The sequence below is a fragment of the Kribbella sp. NPDC020701 genome (assembly GCF_055562215.1).
On sequence record NZ_JBVHFT010000008.1, the window covers coordinates 154182 to 172693 of the forward strand.

Annotated in this window: 20 protein-coding genes; 12 read left to right on the forward strand and 8 right to left on the reverse strand. The window is 68.4% G+C overall.

The features are described from left to right. Nucleotides 1–165 precede the first annotated feature (165 nt). Entirely contained in the window at nt 166–1494 is a 1329-nt protein-coding gene (locus ACZ3HV_RS20715; protein WP_465686604.1) for a hemolysin family protein, read from the forward strand. On the opposite strand, the gene ACZ3HV_RS20720 is transcribed toward ACZ3HV_RS20715, so the two are convergent. From ACZ3HV_RS20720 to ACZ3HV_RS20730, 3 genes are all read right to left on the reverse strand, one after another. Then, on the reverse strand, nt 1436–2734 hold the full coding sequence (locus ACZ3HV_RS20720) for an MFS transporter (RefSeq protein WP_465686605.1): 1299 nt from the start codon (nt 2732–2734) through the stop codon (nt 1436–1438). The two genes, ACZ3HV_RS20715 and ACZ3HV_RS20720, sit on opposite strands and share 59 nt — an antisense overlap. Nucleotides 2735–2736: 2 nt before the next feature. Next, a complete protein-coding gene (locus ACZ3HV_RS20725; protein ID WP_465686606.1) occupies nt 2737–3330 on the reverse strand; it encodes an ArsR/SmtB family transcription factor in 594 nt (197 codons plus the stop codon). 163 nt (nt 3331–3493) lie between these two features. Beyond that, complete coding sequence (locus ACZ3HV_RS20730) at nt 3494–4336, reverse strand: alpha/beta fold hydrolase (RefSeq protein WP_465686607.1); 843 nt, start codon at nt 4334–4336, stop codon at nt 3494–3496. Nucleotides 4337–4505: 169 nt separating this feature from the next. On the opposite strand from ACZ3HV_RS20730, the gene ACZ3HV_RS20735 reads away from it, so the two are divergent. After that, complete coding sequence (locus tag ACZ3HV_RS20735) at nt 4506–4889, forward strand: YciI family protein (RefSeq protein ID WP_465686608.1); 384 nt, start codon at nt 4506–4508, stop codon at nt 4887–4889. Between the two features lies 1 nt (nt 4890). On the opposite strand, the gene ACZ3HV_RS20740 is transcribed toward ACZ3HV_RS20735, so the two are convergent. Then, complete coding sequence (locus tag ACZ3HV_RS20740) at nt 4891–5931, reverse strand: N-acetylglucosamine kinase (RefSeq protein ID WP_465686609.1); 1041 nt, start codon at nt 5929–5931, stop codon at nt 4891–4893. 209 nt (nt 5932–6140) lie between these two features. On the opposite strand from ACZ3HV_RS20740, the gene ACZ3HV_RS20745 reads away from it, so the two are divergent. The 6 genes from ACZ3HV_RS20745 (at nt 6141) to ACZ3HV_RS20770 (ending at nt 12113) form a co-directional block, all read left to right on the forward strand. Continuing rightward, nucleotides 6141–6932, forward strand: a complete 792-nt coding sequence (locus ACZ3HV_RS20745; protein ID WP_465686610.1) for a sugar isomerase domain-containing protein — start codon at nt 6141–6143, stop codon at nt 6930–6932. A 24-nt stretch (nt 6933–6956) separates the two neighbouring features. Continuing rightward, nucleotides 6957–8375 (forward strand): N-acetylglucosamine/diacetylchitobiose ABC transporter substrate-binding protein, encoded by a 1419-nt coding sequence (gene ngcE / locus ACZ3HV_RS20750; protein WP_465686611.1) that lies wholly within the window; start codon nt 6957–6959, stop codon nt 8373–8375. A gap of 2 nt (nt 8376–8377) precedes the next feature. Continuing rightward, nucleotides 8378–9373: a carbohydrate ABC transporter permease gene (locus tag ACZ3HV_RS20755; protein ID WP_465686612.1), complete on the forward strand. Its 996-nt coding sequence runs from the start codon at nt 8378–8380 to the stop codon at nt 9371–9373. After that, a complete protein-coding gene (locus ACZ3HV_RS20760) occupies nt 9370–10260 on the forward strand; it encodes a carbohydrate ABC transporter permease (RefSeq protein WP_465686613.1) in 891 nt (296 codons plus the stop codon). The genes ACZ3HV_RS20755 and ACZ3HV_RS20760 overlap by 4 nt, the downstream gene beginning before the upstream one ends. Nucleotides 10261–10272: 12 nt before the next feature. Beyond that, complete coding sequence (gene ngcE / locus ACZ3HV_RS20765; RefSeq protein ID WP_465686614.1) at nt 10273–11622, forward strand: N-acetylglucosamine/diacetylchitobiose ABC transporter substrate-binding protein; 1350 nt, start codon at nt 10273–10275, stop codon at nt 11620–11622. 89 nt (nt 11623–11711) lie between these two features. Further along, nucleotides 11712–12113: a hypothetical protein gene (locus ACZ3HV_RS20770; RefSeq protein ID WP_465686615.1), complete on the forward strand. Its 402-nt coding sequence runs from the start codon at nt 11712–11714 to the stop codon at nt 12111–12113. On the opposite strand, the gene ACZ3HV_RS20775 is transcribed toward ACZ3HV_RS20770, so the two are convergent. Then, on the reverse strand, nt 12087–12653 hold the full coding sequence (locus ACZ3HV_RS20775; protein ID WP_360363150.1) for an alpha/beta hydrolase: 567 nt from the start codon (nt 12651–12653) through the stop codon (nt 12087–12089). The two genes, ACZ3HV_RS20770 and ACZ3HV_RS20775, sit on opposite strands and share 27 nt — an antisense overlap. A 72-nt stretch (nt 12654–12725) precedes the next feature. On the opposite strand from ACZ3HV_RS20775, the gene trpS reads away from it, so the two are divergent. The 3 genes from trpS to ACZ3HV_RS20790 are packed head-to-tail and all read left to right on the forward strand — an operon-like array spanning nt 12726 to nt 15398. Next, nucleotides 12726–13781 (forward strand): tryptophan--tRNA ligase, encoded by a 1056-nt coding sequence (gene trpS / locus ACZ3HV_RS20780; RefSeq protein WP_465686616.1) that lies wholly within the window; start codon nt 12726–12728, stop codon nt 13779–13781. Nucleotides 13782–13789: 8 nt separating this feature from the next. Then, nucleotides 13790–14302: a 2'-5' RNA ligase family protein gene (locus ACZ3HV_RS20785; protein ID WP_465686617.1), complete on the forward strand. Its 513-nt coding sequence runs from the start codon at nt 13790–13792 to the stop codon at nt 14300–14302. 28 nt (nt 14303–14330) lie between these two features. Next, nucleotides 14331–15398: a YihY/virulence factor BrkB family protein gene (locus ACZ3HV_RS20790; protein ID WP_465686618.1), complete on the forward strand. Its 1068-nt coding sequence runs from the start codon at nt 14331–14333 to the stop codon at nt 15396–15398. Here the strand turns inward: ACZ3HV_RS20790 and ACZ3HV_RS20795 are convergent. The 3 genes from ACZ3HV_RS20795 to ACZ3HV_RS20805 form a co-directional block, all read right to left on the reverse strand. Next, nucleotides 15395–16531 carry a D-alanyl-D-alanine carboxypeptidase family protein gene (locus ACZ3HV_RS20795; protein ID WP_465686619.1) on the reverse strand — a complete coding sequence of 379 codons (1137 nt, stop codon included), beginning with the start codon at nt 16529–16531 and terminating at the stop codon, nt 15395–15397. The two genes, ACZ3HV_RS20790 and ACZ3HV_RS20795, sit on opposite strands and share 4 nt — an antisense overlap. 91 nt (nt 16532–16622) lie before the next feature. Beyond that, nucleotides 16623–16808 carry a hypothetical protein gene (locus tag ACZ3HV_RS20800; protein ID WP_465686620.1) on the reverse strand — a complete coding sequence of 62 codons (186 nt, stop codon included), beginning with the start codon at nt 16806–16808 and terminating at the stop codon, nt 16623–16625. Nucleotides 16809–17102: 294 nt separating this feature from the next. Then, on the reverse strand, nt 17103–17543 hold the full coding sequence (locus ACZ3HV_RS20805; RefSeq protein ID WP_465686621.1) for a VOC family protein: 441 nt from the start codon (nt 17541–17543) through the stop codon (nt 17103–17105). Nucleotides 17544–17609: 66 nt separating this feature from the next. Between ACZ3HV_RS20805 and ACZ3HV_RS20810 the strand changes: the two genes are divergently transcribed. Beyond that, entirely contained in the window at nt 17610–18434 is an 825-nt protein-coding gene (locus tag ACZ3HV_RS20810) for a helix-turn-helix domain-containing protein (RefSeq protein ID WP_465686622.1), read from the forward strand. Nucleotides 18435–18512: the final 78 nt, after the last annotated feature.

Consider the following 18512-nt stretch of genomic DNA (forward strand, 5'->3'; position numbering starts at 1 on the left):
GTGACCCTCCCAGGACGTCCGACGTGGACGGCCAGGAATCATCGTAAACCAACAAACTCGAACATGCACCGTGGGACCCGCCACCGCTACAGTTACTCAATGGACGACTACGCCCAACGCACGCCCTCTCGACGTTCGACGAGAGGGCGCTAGGAACTCCCACCCATGAACGACACCCTGCTCAACATCGTCCTGATTCTCGTCTTCGTGCTGATCGGTGGGGTTTTCGCCGCGGCCGAGATGGCCCTGGTCTCACTGCGCGAGAGCCAGCTCAAGTCGCTGTCGCACCGCGGCCGGCGCGGCGAGATCGTGGCCAAGGTGGCCGCCAACCCGAACCGGTTCCTGTCCGCCGTCCAGATCGGTGTGACCCTGATGGGCTTCCTGTCCGCCGCCTTCGGTGGCGCGACACTGGCCGATGGCCTGGCCCCGAAGCTGGAGAACATCGGTCTGCCCGAGTCGGTCGCGAACACCGTCGCCCTGGTGCTGATCACGATCGCCATCTCCTACGTCTCGATCGTGCTCGGTGAGCTCGCCGCCAAGCGACTCGCGCTGCAGCGGGCCGAGACGTTCGCGCTCGGCCTGGCACCGCTGGTCGACAAGATCGCCTCCGGCGCCCGCCCGGTCATCTGGCTGCTGTCGAAGTCGACCGACCTGGTGGTCCGCGCCCTCGGTGGCGACCCGAACGCGAACCGTGAGGTGATGAGCGACGAGGAGCTGCGCGACCTCGTCTCGGCCCATGAGTCGCTGGGTGAGGAGGAGCGCCGGATCGTCGACGACGTGTTCGAGGCCGGCGGCCGGCAGTTGCGTGAGCTGATGCTGCCGCGCACCGAGGTGGACTTCGTCGACGCGGAGATGCCGGCGTACAAGGCGGTCAAGTTCGCCGCCGAGCGGCCGCACTCGCGCTACCCGGTGATGAACGGCTCGGCCGACGACATCGCCGGCTTCGTGCACGTCCGGGACCTGTTCGACCCGGCGGTCGCGTCCCGCTCGGTCCGGGTCGGCGACCTGGCCCGCGAGGTGCTGATGCTGCCGGACACCGCGAAGCTGCTGCCCACGCTGACCGAGATGCGCCGCCGCTCGACGCACCTGGCCATCGTCCTGGACGAGTACGGCGGTACGGCGGGCATCGTCACGATGGAGGACCTGGTCGAGGAACTCATCGGCGACATCAAGGACGAGTACGACGAGGAGTCCACCGAGACGACACGGTTGCGCAGCGGCGACATCGAGGTCGACGGCCTGCTCAACCTGGACGACTTCGCCGACGAGACCGGCCTCGAGCTCCCCGACGGCCCGTATGAGACCGTCGGCGGCTTCCTCGCCGCCCAGCTGGGCAAGGTCCCCAGCAAGGGCGACGAGGCCCGGGTCGACAGCCACACCATCACCGTCCTGGAGATGGACGGCCGCCGGGTGGCCCGGGTCCGCATCCACCGGGTCAGGCCGGCTGGGGAAGAACCGGCTCCGGGCGAGGAACCAGCACCCGCCGCCGACTGAGGATCACCACGCCGCCGACCACGTAGCCGAGGCCCTGGAAGACCAGGACCGGAATGATGCCGACGGCATCGCCGAGGAAGCCGGCCGAGGTGATGCCGATCAGGACGGCGATGCTCTCGGTGGCGGTGATGGCGCCGAAGATCCGGCCGCGGGTGCCGTCCTCGGTCAGGTTCTGGAAGACGGTCATCATGCCGGCCACGGTGAACGCGCCGGGCAGGCCGACGATGATCATGCAGGCGAAGGCCGGGATCAGGCTGTTCGCGAGCAGCGGGTAGCAGAACAGCGTCAGGTCGACCAGGCCGAAGAAGAACGCGCCGACACCCCACATTGTTGCTGCAGGCAACCGTGAGCCGATGGCGGCGGCAACCAGGCCGCCGACGATGCCGCCGATCGCCTGCGACGACACGATCAGGCCGTACGCCGTCCCGTCGCCACCGAGCTCGGCACTGACAAAAGGTGCGAACAGCGTGCTCATGATCCCTTCGCCGACGCCGGTGACGAGGCAGAAGACGAACAGCAGCCGCATCGCCTGACCCGCGACACACAGCCGCAAACCTTCGGTCCACTCGGCCCGCAGGCGGCGGATCGCCCCGCCCGCCTCCTCGGCCGCGGTCGCGTCGTCGTGCTCGTGCTCGTGCTCGTGCTCGCGCGGGGCCGCAGTGCGGCGGTGCCGCATGCCGACGATCAAGACGACGGCGATCAGGAAGGTGCCGGCATCGGCCAAGGCGAGCAGCGTGAGACCACCGACGGCGGCCAGGACGCCGCCGAGGGCGGCGCCGACCAGGCGGGCGAGGTCACGGATCTGGCTGTTCAATGCATTGGCCGTCACTAGTTGCTTGGAGTCGACCAGCACCGGGACGAGTGACTGCTCGGCCGGGCTGAAGAACTGCTGCAAACAGCTCTGCGCGAGGACGACGCCGTACACGATCCAGATCGCGCTCTCGTCGCGCACCGCCAGCAACGGCAGCAGCACCACCGCGTTCAGGATGTTCGTCACGATCATCGTCTTGCGCCGGTCCCAGCGATCGACGAAGACCCCGGCCAGTGAGCCGAGCAGGACCGGCGGCACGAACGAGGCCAGCAGCAGTCCACCGGAGGCCAGCGTGGACCCGGTCAGTACGTACACCTGGAACGCGAGTCCGGTCCGCAGCAGCCAGTCACCGATCAGCGAGATCAGCCCGGCGCTCAGCATCAGCCGGTAGTCGCGCTGCCGCGCGAGGACGCCCCACAAGTCCTTCATCGCTACTGCTCCTCAGGGGTGATCGTGACGATCTGGGTGATGGAGACGTGCCGGCTGCCCGGCGGGCGGGTGGACTTGTCGTCGATCGGCCGCTCGTCGACGTACCGCTGCAGCAGGGCATCGATCTGGGTGACGAGCTCGGCCAGTTCGTCGCTGGTCAGGTAGAACCCGCTCTGGCCGATGCCCGAGTTCTCCCGCCAGACCGTGTCCTCGGTGGTGCGGTCCTGCCGCCACTGGCTGAGTCGCTCGAGCGCTCGCTCGGCCAGCAGTTGCTCGAGGACGTCGGCCGCCGCGGCGCCCTCGGGAGTCGAGGCGGCGTCGCGCCACGACTGCGAGGTCGACACCAGTCGCCACGGCCGTTCCCGGTTGTCCTTGCCCGGGGCCGGCTCGACGAAGTCGTACTTCGCCAGCTGCCGCAGGTGATGCGATGCCAACGCCTGGCTGATGCCGAGGCGCCGGGCCGCGTCGGCCGCGGTCATCGGCCCTTCCCGCCCAAGCAGGGACTGCAGGTCCAACCGGACCGGGTGGGCCATCGCCCGAATCGCCAACGGATCGGCCAGCAGTCGCGTCCGCCGCGGATCCTTCTCCAAAGACATGCTTGGAATATGCATCGGCCTGAATCTGATGTCAAGCCATTGCTTGGAATGTGGTTTGTGTACCGACGGACGGGTAGTGGTCGGTGTCACCCACCGCGGAGGGGTCGGCTCCCGCCGCGGAGTGGTTGGCCGGGGGTGACCACTACCCGTTCGTCGGTACAGGTCAGCCGGTCTGCTCGCGGATCCACTCGAGACCGGACTCGGCGTGGGCCAGGACCGAGACGTGGCCGAGGCCTGGGTAGAGATCGAGCTTGGCGGTCGGGAGGTGGTCGGCCAGCCATTGCCCGTGGAGACTGGGGATGATGCCGTCGTCGGTGCCGTGGGCGAGGAGGGTCGGGGCAGTGATCTTGGCGAGGTCGCAGCCCCACGGCACTACATAAGAACAGTCGTCGTCGATCAGACCGTCCGGGCCGTTCGGCATCGACTTGTCACCGGCGACCGAGCCCAGCCAGCCCCACGGGCCGTCGAACATGGCCAGGTCCGCGGTGGTGAACTCCGGGTCGTACTCGACGCCCGAGGTCTCGTGCCGCACCTTCGCGTCTCGCCCCGCGGCTGCCGCCCGGAGTGACGCGAGTCCGGACGGGATCATGCCGTCGTACCAGTCGAGACCGTCGGCGTCGTACGGCGCGATCGCCGCGAAGGTGGCGACGGCCTCGACCCGCTCGCCGAGGACCGCGGCCGCCCCGAGCGCGTACGACCCGCCGCCGGAGTAGCCCATCAGCGCGAAGCTGCCGACCCCGAGGGCGTCCACGACCGTGGTCAGGTCGGCCGCGACCGAGGCCATCGTGCGTCCGGGGGCCGCGGTCGAGCCGCCGTACCCGGGCCGGTCGAAGCCGATCCACCGGATCCCGAGCCACTCACCGGCCTCGAACAGCGGCTCGGGCGGGACGCCGAGGTTCGGCGTGCCGTGGTGCCAGACGACCGCGAGCCGGCCGTCGTCGCCGGGCGCGCTGTCGTATACGTGCAGGGTCCGGCCGTCCGCCAGCCGGAGGTCCGCCTCGTCCATGTCGCTCACCTTAGGTTCGTCGGGGTCTTGCCGAGCGGTACGTCGGACACCCGCGGACGGACTCGACATTCGGAGGCAGCGGATCCTGCCCGAAGGTGAAATGTCGAGTCCGCCCGGTGGTCTCCGACCTCTGCTGCGAAGATCCATCCAGACTCCGAAAGGAACCGTCATGAAGTACCTGCTGCTGATTCACAGCAACCCGATCACCTGGGGCCACCCGTCCTTCCTGAACACCGAGGAAGGTCAGGCGCTCCCGAAGAAGGCCCGCGACGCGCTGGCCGCGCAACTGGAAAAGCTCCTCCAGGAACTGGACGACTCCGGCGAGCTCATCAACGCCGTACCGCTCGACGCGCCGTCCGACACCCGCGTGGTCCGGGTCCGCAAGGGCATTCGCGCCACCACCGACGGCCCCTACTCCGAGGCCAAGGAGCAGCTCGCCGGCGTCTTCCTGATCGACGTCGACACCGCCGAGCGGGCCGAGGAGATCGCCGCGACGATCCCCGAGGCCGAGTTCTGCGCAGTGGAAGTCCGCAAGGCGTCAGTGTTCGACTAGGTCAGGGCTGCACCAAACGGGTGTGGTTCGCCCGGGTAGCAAGGGCGGGGTCGAGGGCGCCGAGGGCAAGCCAGGTGGCGCCGCCGACCCCGTCCCGCGCGGTCAGCACCTCACCGGCGAAGCCCTGGTGAATGGTCTCCCGGATCAGCCGGCCGACCGGTGAGGATCCGCCCGCGACACTGCCCGCGAGGACCATCGGGCCGTTGTCCGACGTTGTCCTGAGCTGCCCCACTGTTTCTATGAGCAACTCGGCTGCGCGTTTCACCAGCGCGTGTGCCGTTTCGTCGTTCTGCTCGTACGCCGCCACGACGGGCTGCGCCAGTTCGGCGAGCAGGACGGGTGGCCGGCTGTTCACCGTTCTGATCAAATCGTCACGCAGTACGTCGTAACCGGCCCGCGACACGGGTGCCTGCTCGTCGCGGTCCGGCAGGATCGCCTGGACGACCGCCTCCCCGAGGAGACCGATCGGTTCGCCGAGGTCGAGAGCGTGCAACACGCTGCGCACAGCCTCGCGGCCCAGCCAGAACCCGGAACCTTCGTCGCCGAGCAGCCAGCCGTGGCCGCCCGCGGTCCGGATCAGTTGGTGACCCTGGACCAGGCCGGCGTTGCTCCCGGTCCCCGCGATCAGCACGGTGCCGTCGGGCTCCGCCGTACCGGAGGCGAAGGCGACCTCGAGGTCGCCGATGAAGTCGGGCTTGGTGATCAGCCCGGCGCCGGACCACGCGGCGTCGAACTGGGCCGCGACGTCGGGTCGTGCCAGCGCCGAGCCGCCGGCCGCGCCGACCACCGCCGCCTTGACCGCGGTCGGGTCCAGCCCGGCCAGCGCCGCGTGAAGCGCCTGACCGAAGTTGGCTGCCGCACTTACGGGGTGACTGGTCGGGTTTCCGCCCGCGGCGGCACCCCGGCCGACTACGTTGCCCTCAGCGTCCGCGATCACGATCCGGGTGGAGGTGCCGCCGAGGTCGCCGCCCAGGACCAGTGCTGTGCCTGGCATCAAGACCACCGGGTCGGCAGGTTCCGGCAGCGAGCGTTCGACCGACATACGCAATGCTCCAAACTGCTCAAAAGAGCCTCTTAACAAGCACAAAAGTACAAGGTTACGCAACGGTCCCGATCTGGCAGAAAGAGTGAGATGAGCCTTGACTTTAGCTGCCAGTTGAGAAAAGTTCTGTCCAGCAAACCGCAAACTTGCGCACTTGTCGGCACCAGGAGTGTCGCATCGAACAGATTAATCGAGGGGTGGGGCCGCTGATGGCCAGCAGTAAGCACGGGGGATCGGGCCAGACGAGCGGGGTGAGCGCGCAGTCCTATGTTCACGTCCTCACACCGATTCTGGCCGCCGTCACCGAGCAGATCGACGGCCCGATCCAGCAGGCTGCCGACCTGATGACCGCGTCGCTGCGCGCCGACGGCGTCATCCAGGCCTTCGGTTCCGGCCACTCGGAGGCGCTCGCGATGGAGATCGCCGGCCGCGCCGGTGGCCTGATCGCGACCAACCGGATCGCGCTGCGCGACCTGGTGCTGCTCGGTGGCGAGCCGCCGGAGCTGCTGCGCAGCGCCGAACTCGAGCGCGACCCGAAGTACTCCCGCAAGCTGTACGACCTGTCCGCTGCCCGCGAGGGTGACTTGTTCGTCATCGCCTCCAACTCCGGGGTGAACGGTTCGATCGTGGAGCTCGCGAGCGTGGCCAAGGAACACGGCCACCCGCTGATCGCGATCACCTCGCTGCAGCACACCGGCGGGATGGAGTCCCGGCACCCGTCGGGCAAGAAGCTGATCGACTTCGCGGACGTGGTCCTGGACAACCACGCGCCGTACGGCGACTCCGTACTCGACCTCCCCGACGGCGGGGGCAAGGTCTGCGCGGTATCGTCCATCACCGCCGCGCTGATCGCCCAGATGCTGGTCGCCGAGGTGCTGCGCCGGATGACCGACGCCGGCGAGACGCCGCCGGTCTACCTGTCCGCGAACATCCCTGGTGGCGACGAACACAACCACGCCCTTGAAGCACGGTATGCCGGTCGCATCCGGCGCACTGCGTGAAACACTCCTTGGAAGGCGGGACCAATGACCACTCCCAACAACCTGTCGCGGCGCCTGTTCCTGCAGCGCGCAGCGGTCGGCACCTTGCTGGCGACCGGCGGCAGCACGCTGCTGGCGGCCTGTGCCGGTAGCGGCAGCGACGACAGCGGTTCCAGCGGCGGCGCCGCCGACAAGACCGCGGACAACCCGTTCGGCATGGCGGACAAGGCGACCGTCGACGCGGTGATCTTCAACGGTGGCTACGGCTACGACTACGTGTCGTTCGCGGCCAACATCGCGCAGCAGAAGTTCGCGGGCTCGACGTTCAAGGTTGCTCCGTCGACCCAGATCGCCCAGCAGCTGCAGCCGCGCTTCGTCGGCGGCAACCCGCCGGACCTGATCGACAACTCCGGCGCGAACCAGATCGGCTTCAACACGATCCTGGACCAGCTGGCGACGCTGGACGACGTCTTCGAGGCCAACAACTACGAGGGCACGAAGATCGCCGACACCCTGTACCCGGGCGCCAAGCTCCCCGGTACCTTCGACGGCAAGTTCGTCGCCATGAACTACGTGCTGACCCTCTACGGCCTGTGGTACTCCGACAGCCTGTTCAAGGAGAACGGCTGGGAGCCGCCGAAGACCTACGACGCGCTGCTCGACCTCGGCGCCAAGGCCAAGGCGAAGGGCAAGTACCTGTTCGTCTGGGGCAAGGAAGCCGCGACCTACTACCACACCCTGGCCGTCGACTCCGCGATCAAGGAGGGTGGCGACGAGGTCCGGCTGGCGCTGGAGAACCTCAAGGAGAACTGCTGGTCGCTGCCGCAGCTCCAGAGCGTCTTCAAGGCCATGGAGACCATGGTCAAGAACGGGTACTTCGTCCCCGGCGGCGCCGGCACCCAGTTCACCGCCGCGCAGGCGAAGTGGAGCAACGACCAGCAGGCCATCCTCTACCCCTCGGGCTCGTGGATCGAGAACGAGATGAAGAAGGCCACCAAGTCGGGCTTCAGCATGAAGGGCATCCCTGAGCCGACGCTCACCGACAGCCCGAAGCTGCCGTACGAGGCGCTGCGCAGCGCGGCCGGCGAGCCGTTCATCGTCCCGTCGAAGGGCAAGAACGTCGCGGGCGGCAAGGAGCTCCTGCGGGCCATGCTGTCCAAGGAGGCGGCGACCAACTTCGCCAAGACGCGGCTGGCGCCGACGATCGTCAAGGGTCTTGTTCCCGCGGACGGTTTCGGTTCGACCGCGCTGCAGTCGCAGACCGCGATGCTGGACGCCGCCGGCACCAACATCTTCGACTACCAGTTCGTCGGCCTGTACGGCATGAACACCGACAACCTCGTGGTCTGGAACTCGTTCCTGTCCGGTCAGCTCGACGCAGCGGGCCTGACGAAGGGCCTGCAGGAGATCACCGACAAGGTCCGTAACGACAGCTCCGTCAAGAAGATCCCGGTCACGAAGTGACCATGACGCAAGAGGCTGTGCCGGGAGGCGGACCCAAGCGGTCCGTCACCCGGCGCCGCCGGCCGTTGACCTTCGACCGGGCCAGCTTCATGGTCGTGTTCCTCGGCCTGCCGCTGGCGGTCTTCGTGATCTTCGTGGTCTCTCCGTTCGTGCAGGCGCTGTACTACTCGCTGACCGACTGGTCGGGGTTCAGCGCGGGGCAGAACTTCGTCGGCTTCGACAACTACGTCAAGCTGTTCCACGACGACATCTTCCTGAAGGCCGTGCGCAACAACATCCTGCTCGCGATCGTCGTGCCGATCGTGACGATCGTGCTGGCGCTGACCCTTGCCACGCTGGTGACGATCGGCGGCTCGGGAACCGGGACCGTCCGCGGACTGCGCAACTCCGGCTTCTACCGGATCGTCTCGTTCTTCCCGTACGTGATCCCCGCGATCGTGATCGGCCTGATCTGGGCCCAGGTGTTCACGCCGGGCTCGGGCGTGCTGGACGCGGTGCTGTCGAAGATCGGGCTGCACCAGTTCGAGAACTACGCGTGGCTCGGTGATGCGCGGACCGCCATGCCGGCGTCGATGTTCGTGATGATCTGGGGATTCGTCGGCTTCTACATGGTGCTGTTCATCGCCGCCATCCGGGGGATCGACCCCGAGGTGTTCGAGGCGGCCCGGATCGACGGCGCCGGCCGGTTCCGGACCGCGGTGTCCCTGACCGTGCCGCTGATCCGGGACAACGTGCAGACGGCGTACATCTATCTCGGCATCGCCGCCCTCGACGCCTTCGTCTACATGCAGGCGCTGAACCCCGGCGGCGGGCCGCAGAACTCGACCCTCGTCATGCCCCAGCAACTGTTCACCACGGCCTTCACCAAGGGGCAGTTCGGTTACTCGACGGCGATGGGCGTGGTCCTGGCCACAGTGACGCTGCTGTTCGCGTTCGTGGTCTTCCTGGTGAACGCCCTGACCGGCGGACGTGAGCGGAAGGTGAAGGTACGCCGATGACAACCACCGCCGACCGGGCCGAATTCGTCGCCGGGTCCCGCGCGCCCGACAAGCGGGCCCAAGAGGGCAAGCGCGTTGCCACGACCGCCCACATCGCGCTGATCCTGTGGTCGCTGTTGGTGATCCTGCCGCTGCTGTGGACGCTGCTGTCCTCGTTCAAGACGACGCAGGAGATCCTGGGCAACCCACTGTCGCTGCCGGGCAAACTGCAATTCAGCAACTACGCCAGCGCCTGGACGACGGCCGGCATCGGTCGCTACTTCGCGAACACGGTGGTCGTCGTGGGCTCCGCGCTGGTGCTGGTGATGATCCTGGGTGCCATGTGCGCGTACGTGCTGGCCAGGTTCTCGTTCCGCGGCAACCGGCTGATCTACTACTCCATGCTGGCCGGGCTGACGTTCCCGGTGTTCCTGGCGATCGTGCCGCTGTTCTTCGTGCTGAAGAACCTTTCGCTGCTGAACACCCTGCCTGGGTTGATCATCACCTACGTCGCGTTCGCGCTGCCGTTCACCGTCTTCTTCCTGCACAGCTTCTTCAAGGCGCTGCCGGGCGAGGTCTACGAGGCGGCGCAGATCGACGGGGCAGGTGAGTGGCGCTCGTTCTTCTCGGTGATGTTGCCGATGGCGCGGCCGGGGATGGCGTCGGTCGCCATCTTCAACTTCCTGGGGTTGTGGAACCAGTTCCTGCTCCCCGTCGCCCTGAATACCGACTCGAAGAACTACGTGCTCTCGCAGGGCATGGCCTCGTTCGCATCGCAAGCCGGTTATGCGGTGGACTTCGGCGCTCTGTTCGCGGCCGTGGTGATCACTGTGGCGCCGGTTCTGGTGGTCTACATCATCTTCCAGCGTCAGCTGCAGGTCTCCGTCACCGCCGGAGGCGTGAAGTAATAGCCTGCCGTGATGCTGACACGGCGGACGTTGTTGCAGAGCGCGCTGGCCGGAGCGGTCCTGAGCGGATGCTCGTCGGACCCGACGAGCACCCGCCCGACCGCGTCGCCCGGCAACCCGTTCATGGTCGACGGATCCGCGCCCGTCGACGTCGCGATCGGCGAGGAGTACGGCGGCTTCGCGGCGGCGGCGTACCGGAAGAAGTACTCGGGGGCCGCGCTCACGCCCAAGGTCACGGCCAAGCTGTCGGACGCGGTGCAGCCGCGGTTCGCGAGCAGCACGCCGCCGGATGTCCTGCTGAACAGCGGCAGTCAGCCGCTCGAACTGCGCCCGCTGGTACGCGACGACCAGTTGGCGGATCTGAAACCGTTGCTGGACGCGCCGTCCTGGGACGACCCGGGCATGACGGTCGAGGACGCGCTGCTGCCCGGGATGCTCGACTTCGGCCGGTACGACGGGACGCAGCGGACCCTCAACTACGTGGCGACCGTCTACGGGCTCTGGTACTCGGCGAGCCTGTTCCAGCGCAATGACTGGGACGTGCCCCGTACCTGGCCGCAACTGCTTGCCCTAGGCACCGAAATGAAGGCGGCCGGCCTCGGCCCGTTCATCTACGCCGGCGCGCATCCGTACTACGTCCTCGAACTGGTACTCACCCTCGCCGCCAAGACCGGCGGCCACGATGTGGTGAAGCGGATCGACAACCTCGACGACGGCGCTTGGAAGGACGAGAGCGTCACCCGGGCGATCACCGCGGTCGGCGAACTGGCCAAGCGCGGCCTGATCGCGCCCGGCGCCACCGACTACGACCACATCGGCTCGCAGCGGCGGTTCCTCGCCTCGAAGGCCGGCCTGCTGCCCTGCGGCAACTGGCTCGAGAACGAGATGAAGGCGCTCATCCCGCCGAACTTCGGGCTGACCATGATCGGCGTACCGCCGCTGGACGGCTCGTCGGCCCTGGCTCGGGGACTGCATGTCGCGGCGACCGCGCCGTACCTGGTGCCGGAGAAGGCGAAGAACAAGGCCGGCGGCCTGGAGTACCTGCGGGCCACCCTGTCGAAGGACGTCGCGGCCCAGGTCACCTCGGAGTCCAACCAGCTGACGATCGTCCGCGGCGCTGCCGACGGCCTGGAGATCGGTACGGCGCTCCGCTCGGCACGGGACCTGCTCTCGGTCGCCGGTGATCAGGTCGTCACGTGGTACTTCGACAGCTGGTACCCCACCTTCGCCACCGCCGCGGCCGAGGCGACCGGCCAGTTCCTGGCGGGCGGCCTGCAACTGCCGGAATGGACCGCCCGCATCCAGGCGGCCGCCGACAAGCTCAAACAGGACAGTGCGGTCACCAAGTACCACCGGGACTGACGGAAACCCGGAAATCGGCGCCTGACCAGGGAAAAGATCTCGCCGTCGGCGGCAAGCCGACATACCCTCGAAGCAGGTAGGTGAGGTCGATGGAGTGGGTAGCGGTGCTGCTCGTGTTCCTGGGGTTGTGCGTGCTGCTCAACTTCCTGCTGCCGCAGCCTCCGCCGGCCCGCTGGCGCCGGCGCGTGCAGCGGTCGGGTTCGCGGCTGACCGGCCGCCTACGCCGGCGCACCGTCCCCGAGCCCGACCCCTTCGACACCCTGCGCCTGCAGACCCGCTTGGGCCACCTGGCCGAGGAGATCCGCCGGGTCGAGTCCGCCCGGATCTATGCCAAAGCTCACCGCCTGATGGCCCTCGAAGCGGCGTACGACGACCTGCTCGACGAGGCCTGCCGCCTGGCCGGCGTCCGCGAAGAGCCCGACCTCGAACGCGGCGAAGAAAAACGCTGGCTGGAGGAGCAGGAGCTAGCTTCTCGCGGCTGGTCCTGGTGACCACACCACCTGGTCCAGAAAGTCCTCGACCGCCGTCGCGACCTGACCCAGTACGTCGGCCGACGCCGCGAGCCGTCCCGGCACATACATCCCGTGGTCGGCCTCCGGCACTTCGAGCACGTACGGCGTGAGCTCCCGGGCGAGAGCCGAGTCCCACAGGGCATCCGCCGTACCGCCGACCAGCAGGAACGGCGCGGTCGAGCGGCGCAGACCGTCGACCACCCAGGGGCTGGTCAGCACGGGGGTGAGCCAGATCGCCGGAAAACCGCGCTCAGCTGCCAGCGCGGAGCCATAACTGCCGAGTGACTTTCCGATCAGCAATACGTCGCCAGTGGCAGCGGCGACGGCCTTGGCGGCCTGTGAAACGACCCAGTGGCCGCGCTCGTCCTCGGTCAGGGTGAACGGGCGGTCGGGCTCGTCCCACCACACCGGATGGACGCGCGCGCCGCGCTGCTCGGCCGCGTCGGAGGCGAACATCGGTAACGGAGCAGTCGGCCCGTTCTGTCCACCAGGCAGAACGACCACTGTGCGCGAAGTCATAGGACGGAGTGTATGGGGAGCGGGACCCGCCCCGGTGTGGCGTGGACTGGGGGCGCTGGCAGAATCGGGGGCATGTCCCTAGCTGCGCCTGACCCCTCCGCAGCCGGTTCCCAGCGTCGCCCTCGGGTGCTGTCCGGGATCCAGCCGACGGCGGACTCCTTCCACTTCGGCAACTACCTCGGCGCGTTGCGGCAGTGGGTGGCCCTGCAGGACGACCACGATGCGTTCTACTGCGTCGTCGATCTGCACGCGATCACGGTGGAGTACGAGCCGAAGGCGCTGCGGGATCGGACCCGCCGGTCGGTGGCGCAGCTGCTCGCGGCAGGCATCGACCCGGAGCGGTCCACGCTGTTCGTCCAGTCGCACGTACCCGAGCACGCCCAGCTGGCCTGGGTGCTCGGCTGCCTGACCGGGTTCGGCGAGGCCAGCCGGATGACGCAGTTCAAGGACAAGTCCGCCAAGGGCGGCTCCGACCGCGCCACGGTCGGCCTGTTCACGTACCCGATCCTGCAGGCCGCGGACATCCTGATCTACCAGGCCGACCGGGTCCCGGTCGGCGAGGACCAGCGTCAGCACCTGGAGCTGACTCGCGACCTGGCCCAGCGGTTCAACCACCGCTTCGGCAAGACGTTCCGGCTGCCCGAGCCGTACATCGTCAAGGAGACCGCGAAGATCTCCGACCTGCAGGACCCGGCCGCGAAGATGAGCAAGTCCAGCTCGTCCCCGGCCGGCATCATCGACCTGCTCGACGACCCGAAGGCGAGCGCGAAGAAGATCCGCTCCGCCGTCACCGACTCCGGTCGCGACGTCGTCTTCGACCCGGAGAACAAGGCCGGCGTGGCCAACCTGCTCACGATCTACTCGGCCCTGACCGGCAAGAAGATCAGCGAGCTCGAGGACGAGTACGCCGGCCGCGGGTACGGCGACTTCAAGAAGGACCTGGCCGAGGTCGTGGTCGAGTTCGTCACCCCGTTCCGGGAGAAGACGCTGGGCTACCTCGACGACAAGGCGCAGCTGGACGCGATCCTGGCCGCCGGTGCCGAGCGCGCCCGCGCGGTGACCGAGCCGACGCTGCAACGGGTCTACGACCGGCTGGGCTTCGTGCCCGGTCCGGCAGTGGGCCGGTAGGGGCCCGGATGGCCATGATCGGTGTCGCGATCCCGATCGCGGAACCCTACGGCTCGGAGCTGCAGAAGTACCGGGCCGAGTTCGGCGATCCGATGGCCGCGTCGATCCCCACCCACGTGACCCTGCTGCCACCGACGGAGATCGACGACGCCGACCTGGCCCTGGTCGACGACCACCTGCTCGAGGTGGCGGCCCGGTTCCCGAGCTTCCGGATCCGCCTGCGCGGTACGGCGACCTTCCGGCCGATCTCGCCGGTCGTGTTCGTCCCGCTGGCCGAGGGCATCTCGTCCTGCGAGGTGCTGCAGTCCCAGGTCCGGTCCGGTCCGCTGCAGGTCGACCTGCGGTTCCCGTACCACCCGCATGTCACGGTCGCCCACGACCTGGACAAGGACGCCCTCGACCGCGCGTACGACGCCCTGGCCGAGTACGACTGTGCCTTCGACGTGGACGCCTTCAGCCGTTACGAACACGGCGCCGACGGCGTGTGGCGGCCGCAACGGTCGTTCCCGCTGGCAGGCTGAGTCTCCGCGCGAGGGGTACAGGAGACACATGGGCATCATCCAGCGGGGCAAGGCGATCTGGGCGCGGTTCAGCCGCACACAGGTCTGGCGGGCGTGGCAGCGGTTCGGCAACCGCCGGGGCAACCGGTTGGCCGGGGCAACGACCTTTTACGCGTTCCTGTCGCTGTTTCCGCTGATCGTGCTGGCCGCGGCGATCGTCGGGCCGCTGCTCGGCGACAAGGCGATCCAGGCCCTCAAGGACTCGCTCGACAAGAACCTTCCCGGCATCGGCAACCAGATCGACATCGACGCGCTGATCGCCCACGCCGGCACCATCGGACTGATTTCGGGCGTCGCGCTGCTGTGGACCGGACTCGCCTGGGTCGACTCGCTGCGCGCCTCGATCCGGTCGATGCACGAGCTGGACGACCAGCCCGGCAACTTCGTGCTGGTGAAGCTCTGGGACCTCGGCGCGCTCGTCGGTCTGGGCCTGATCGGCCTGATCGCAACCGGCGTCTCGTCCGTCCTGTCCGCGCTGGCGCAGCGCATCGTCGACCGGACGGATCTGGACGCGAGCCTGCTGTCCGTCACCAGCCTCGTGCTCGGGCTCGGGGCCGGCGCCATCCTGGTCCTCTACCTGCAGACAGCCCTGCCGCGGATCATCCTGCCGCGGAAGGTCGCGCTGATCGCCGCTCTGGCCGGAGGCATCCTGTACTACCTCGCGCAGAAGCTCGGCAACCTGTACGTGACCCATGTCATCGGGACGAACGCGGCGTACGGCACGCTGGCCTTGCCGCTGGCTTTGCTGGTGTGGATCTACCTGCTGACGCGCGCGATCATGCTCATCGCGGCGTGGACCAAGGAAGCCACGCTCGACGCGCAGAAACGGGAGTCCACCGCCGAGGGTCAACTGCGGATCGCGGAGGCGCCGCTGCCGCCCGAGCAGTCGGTGCACGAGCCGCTCCTGCCGGGTCCGCCTGGCAAGCGCTACAAGGTCGTACCGGTGCCGCAGCGCAAGGCGGATACCGTCGCGGTCGCCGCGGGTGCGCTGCTGGGCATCACAGCGTCCGTTCTGGCATCGCAGCTCGGCAAAGCCGCCCGCTCGCTCAGGCGTTAGTGGCGCCGCCGGCGCAGTGTGCGGGGTCGGCGGAGGAAGAGTCCCAGCAGCAAGACCGGTGGTCCGGCGTAGGCCCAGGCGGGGACGCGGAAGGCCAGTGACTGCACGGCCTGGCCGGGGCTCAGGACTGTCCGGCTGCGCGGCGGGTTCGGCGTACCGGACTCTGCTGACTTCTTCTTCTCGCCCTGTGTGGGGCCGGTGGCGGTCTTGGGCTCGGCCGCGGGCTTGACCAGCGTGCCGACCGGGGTGAGCTTGCTGTAGTTGTTGAACGTCCAGGTGAGCAGGTTGCCGGCGTCCTCGGTGATGCCATGCGGCGCGTTCATCATCGTCACCACCAGCGTGTGCCCGTTGCGGCGGGCCGCGCCGACGAATGTGTTGCGGGCCAGCGTGGTGTAACCGGTCTTGACGCCCAGCGCGCCCTCGTAGTTGAACAGCAGTTTGTTCTGGTTCGCGACCTGGTAGGTGCCCTTGTTCCCGGCATTCGGGAACGCCGTGTACTTCGTCGCCGCATACTTGGCGAAGTCCTGCCGGGCCAGACCGGCCTGCGCGAACAGGGCCAGGTCATAGGCGCTGGAGTATTGCCCGTCCGCGTCCAGACCGGTCGGGTCGGTGACGTGCGTGTCGAGCGCGCCGATCTCCGCGGCCTTCTGGTTCATCCGCTGGATGGTCGCCGGGACCCCGCCCTGGTCGTGCGCGCATAATGCATGGACGGCATCGTTCCCGGACGCCAGGAACATGCCCTGGAAGAGTAGATCGACGGTGTAGCGCAGTCCCGGGTACACGCCGACCTTGCTGCCGATGATGCCGGCGTCAGCGTCCGAACCGATCACCTGGTCGGTCTTCTTGAGCCGCGGCAGCAGGACCAGGGCAGTCAGGGTCTTGAGCGTGCTTGCCGGCCGCAGCTTGGCGTGCGGCGCCTTGGCGGCCAGCACCTCGCCGGTGTCGACATCGGCGACGACATAGGCAGACGCCTGGACAGCCGGCGGTGCCGCCCCGTCGGCGACGACCGTCGGCTTCGCGGTCAGCAGGCCGCCGCCGACCGGGCCTTGGGGGCCCTGGCCGGCGGCGGTCGCTGTCAGAGGTCCGGTGACCACCAGTGCGGCGGTCGCGCAGGCCGTCAGAAGCAAACGCATCGCCCGGAACTCTAGTTGCCACCCGGGGCAGATGTCACAGTCGGGTCTCATCCCCAGGTCAGGCCCACGTCACGCCCACGTCACGCCCATGTCACGCACGGTAGGCGGTCCACATGTTGCTGATCCGGGTGCGCTGGCCGGGAGTGAACTGGTTGTAGCAGGAGTCGTAGGGGTAATCCATGTAGTTGTGGATGGGGTCCACGCCCGGCAGCGTGCAGGAGTTCCGTCCGGTCGGGCAGCCGCTGCTGGCGCTGCTCTGGGCGGGCGTGTCGGACACCGAGTCGTTCGTGCTGTGCAGCCACCCTGGAAGGAGTGGTAGAGCCCGAACCAGTGGCCGGCCTCGTGGGACGCGGTCTTGCCGAGGTTGAAGTTGGTCGCCGAGCCGCCGGGCAGCGAGCTGTACTGCACCCGGATGCCGTCGATCGACGGCTTGCTCGCGTAGTCCCATGGGAACGTCGCGATGCCGCCGCTTGGGCGGTGCGGCCGAATCCGCAGAGTTTCCCCACGATCCCGGAGAGTGACAACCGGTTCACTGACAGCCCAGTGCCAAGGCACCACCGCGCCGCGGTTGTCAGGCGAAGGCTTCGGCCGCGGCGGCCAGGACCTCGTCGTGGGGGACGTCGCGCAGGTGTTGGTCGACATTCCAGCGGTGGCCGAAGGGGTCTTCGACCTGGCCGTGGCGGTCGCCCCAGAAGGTGTCCTGGACCGGTTGGCGGACTTCGGCGCCGGCGGCGATCGCCTGGGCGAAGACCGCGTCCGCGTCGGCGACTCGAAGCGCCAGCACCACGGCGGTCCCGCCGATCGTGGGCGGAGCGAGCACCCCCATCTCGGGGAACTCGTCGGCGAGGTGGACGAGGCTGTCGCCGATGCGCAGCTGGACCGACATGAGGCGGCCGTCCGGCGTCGGGATCCGTTCGAGCTCCTCGGCGCCGAATGCCTCCCGGTAGAAGGCCGCGGCGCGGTCGGCCCCCTGAACGACCAGGTGAACGACAAGGTGTGCGGTGATCGACATGCCCGCACCGTAGGACGGCCTGGCGGAACCGTCTTGAACGTTCTTGCACCGTCCTACGATGGTGACGTGGCGACCGAGCAGGTCCGGATGTGGCGCGCACCGCACGAGCAGCGGGTCCTGCTCATGGCCGGCCGGACCACGCGGTACGCCGTCGAGCCCCGTGGCGAGTATGTCTTCGGAGTCGTGGGCGACCAGCCGATGCGCTCACGGCGCGGCCGGGAACGCCGCCTCGTCCGGCCGGGTCAGCTCGTCGCCTGGGACCCGTCCGGCGCGCACGCCGGCAGCGCCGTCGACGACGAGCGCCCGTGGCGAGCCCGCCTGGTGGTGGTCGAGGTCGCGGATCTCGCGGAGCTCGCCGGTGATCCCGAGTCCGACCCGCTGGCCGACGTCGTGTTCCCCGATCCGGTGCTGTCCGACACCGTGCTCGCCGAACGCTTCCTGCGACTGCACGCCACCCTCGAGTCGCCCGCCACGCGACTCGAGCAGGATGATCGCCTGGCCGAGTGGCTGCGCCTCCTGATCGACCGCACGTCGGCCGTCCGCTCGCGCCTGCCGGCGATCACCGCACGAGACGAAGGAGCGCTCCGCCTCGCCTTCGACTACCTCGCGGACCAGCCCGGACGCAACGTCAGCCTCGACGAACTCGCCACCGCCGCGGGCATCGGGAAGTTCCGTCTCATCCGTCTCTTCCGCCGCCGCACCGGGCTCCCGCCGCACGCGCTGCAGATCGCTCATCGCCTGCGCGTCGCCCGCCTCATGCTGGAGTCCGGGGCGTCGATCGGCGAAGCCGCCACAGCCAGCGGTTTCGCCGACCAGAGTCACCTGCACCGTCACTTCCACCGCAGTCTCGGCCTGACCCCCGCCGAGTACCAGCACCGCTTCAACAGCTGACGGCCACGTTGACAGGCGCGGTTAGGCTTGAGTCAATGGACTGAACCTAGACCAATAGAATTCGCCGGAGAGTGAACC

Bases quoted from the DNA above. Each gene is read 5' to 3' on its own strand.
- ACZ3HV_RS20715 (WP_465686604.1), top strand. From the start codon at position 166: ATGAACGACACCCTGCTCAACATCGTCCTGATTCTCGTCTTCGTGCTG.
- ACZ3HV_RS20720 (WP_465686605.1), bottom strand. From the start codon at position 2,734: ATGAAGGACTTGTGGGGCGTCCTCGCGCGGCAGCGCGACTACCGGCTG.
- ACZ3HV_RS20725 (WP_465686606.1), bottom strand. From the start codon at position 3,330: ATGTCTTTGGAGAAGGATCCGCGGCGGACGCGACTGCTGGCCGATCCG.
- ACZ3HV_RS20730 (WP_465686607.1), bottom strand. From the start codon at position 4,336: ATGGACGAGGCGGACCTCCGGCTGGCGGACGGCCGGACCCTGCACGTA.
- ACZ3HV_RS20735 (WP_465686608.1), top strand. From the start codon at position 4,506: ATGAAGTACCTGCTGCTGATTCACAGCAACCCGATCACCTGGGGCCAC.
- ACZ3HV_RS20740 (WP_465686609.1), bottom strand. From the start codon at position 5,931: ATGTCGGTCGAACGCTCGCTGCCGGAACCTGCCGACCCGGTGGTCTTG.
- ACZ3HV_RS20745 (WP_465686610.1), top strand. From the start codon at position 6,141: ATGGCCAGCAGTAAGCACGGGGGATCGGGCCAGACGAGCGGGGTGAGC.
- ngcE (WP_465686611.1), top strand. From the start codon at position 6,957: ATGACCACTCCCAACAACCTGTCGCGGCGCCTGTTCCTGCAGCGCGCA.
- ACZ3HV_RS20755 (WP_465686612.1), top strand. From the start codon at position 8,378: ATGACGCAAGAGGCTGTGCCGGGAGGCGGACCCAAGCGGTCCGTCACC.
- ACZ3HV_RS20760 (WP_465686613.1), top strand. From the start codon at position 9,370: ATGACAACCACCGCCGACCGGGCCGAATTCGTCGCCGGGTCCCGCGCG.
- ngcE (WP_465686614.1), top strand. From the start codon at position 10,273: ATGCTGACACGGCGGACGTTGTTGCAGAGCGCGCTGGCCGGAGCGGTC.
- ACZ3HV_RS20770 (WP_465686615.1), top strand. From the start codon at position 11,712: ATGGAGTGGGTAGCGGTGCTGCTCGTGTTCCTGGGGTTGTGCGTGCTG.
- ACZ3HV_RS20775 (WP_360363150.1), bottom strand. From the start codon at position 12,653: ATGACTTCGCGCACAGTGGTCGTTCTGCCTGGTGGACAGAACGGGCCG.
- trpS (WP_465686616.1), top strand. From the start codon at position 12,726: ATGTCCCTAGCTGCGCCTGACCCCTCCGCAGCCGGTTCCCAGCGTCGC.
- ACZ3HV_RS20785 (WP_465686617.1), top strand. From the start codon at position 13,790: ATGGCCATGATCGGTGTCGCGATCCCGATCGCGGAACCCTACGGCTCG.
- ACZ3HV_RS20790 (WP_465686618.1), top strand. From the start codon at position 14,331: ATGGGCATCATCCAGCGGGGCAAGGCGATCTGGGCGCGGTTCAGCCGC.
- ACZ3HV_RS20795 (WP_465686619.1), bottom strand. From the start codon at position 16,531: ATGCGTTTGCTTCTGACGGCCTGCGCGACCGCCGCACTGGTGGTCACC.
- ACZ3HV_RS20805 (WP_465686621.1), bottom strand. From the start codon at position 17,543: ATGTCGATCACCGCACACCTTGTCGTTCACCTGGTCGTTCAGGGGGCC.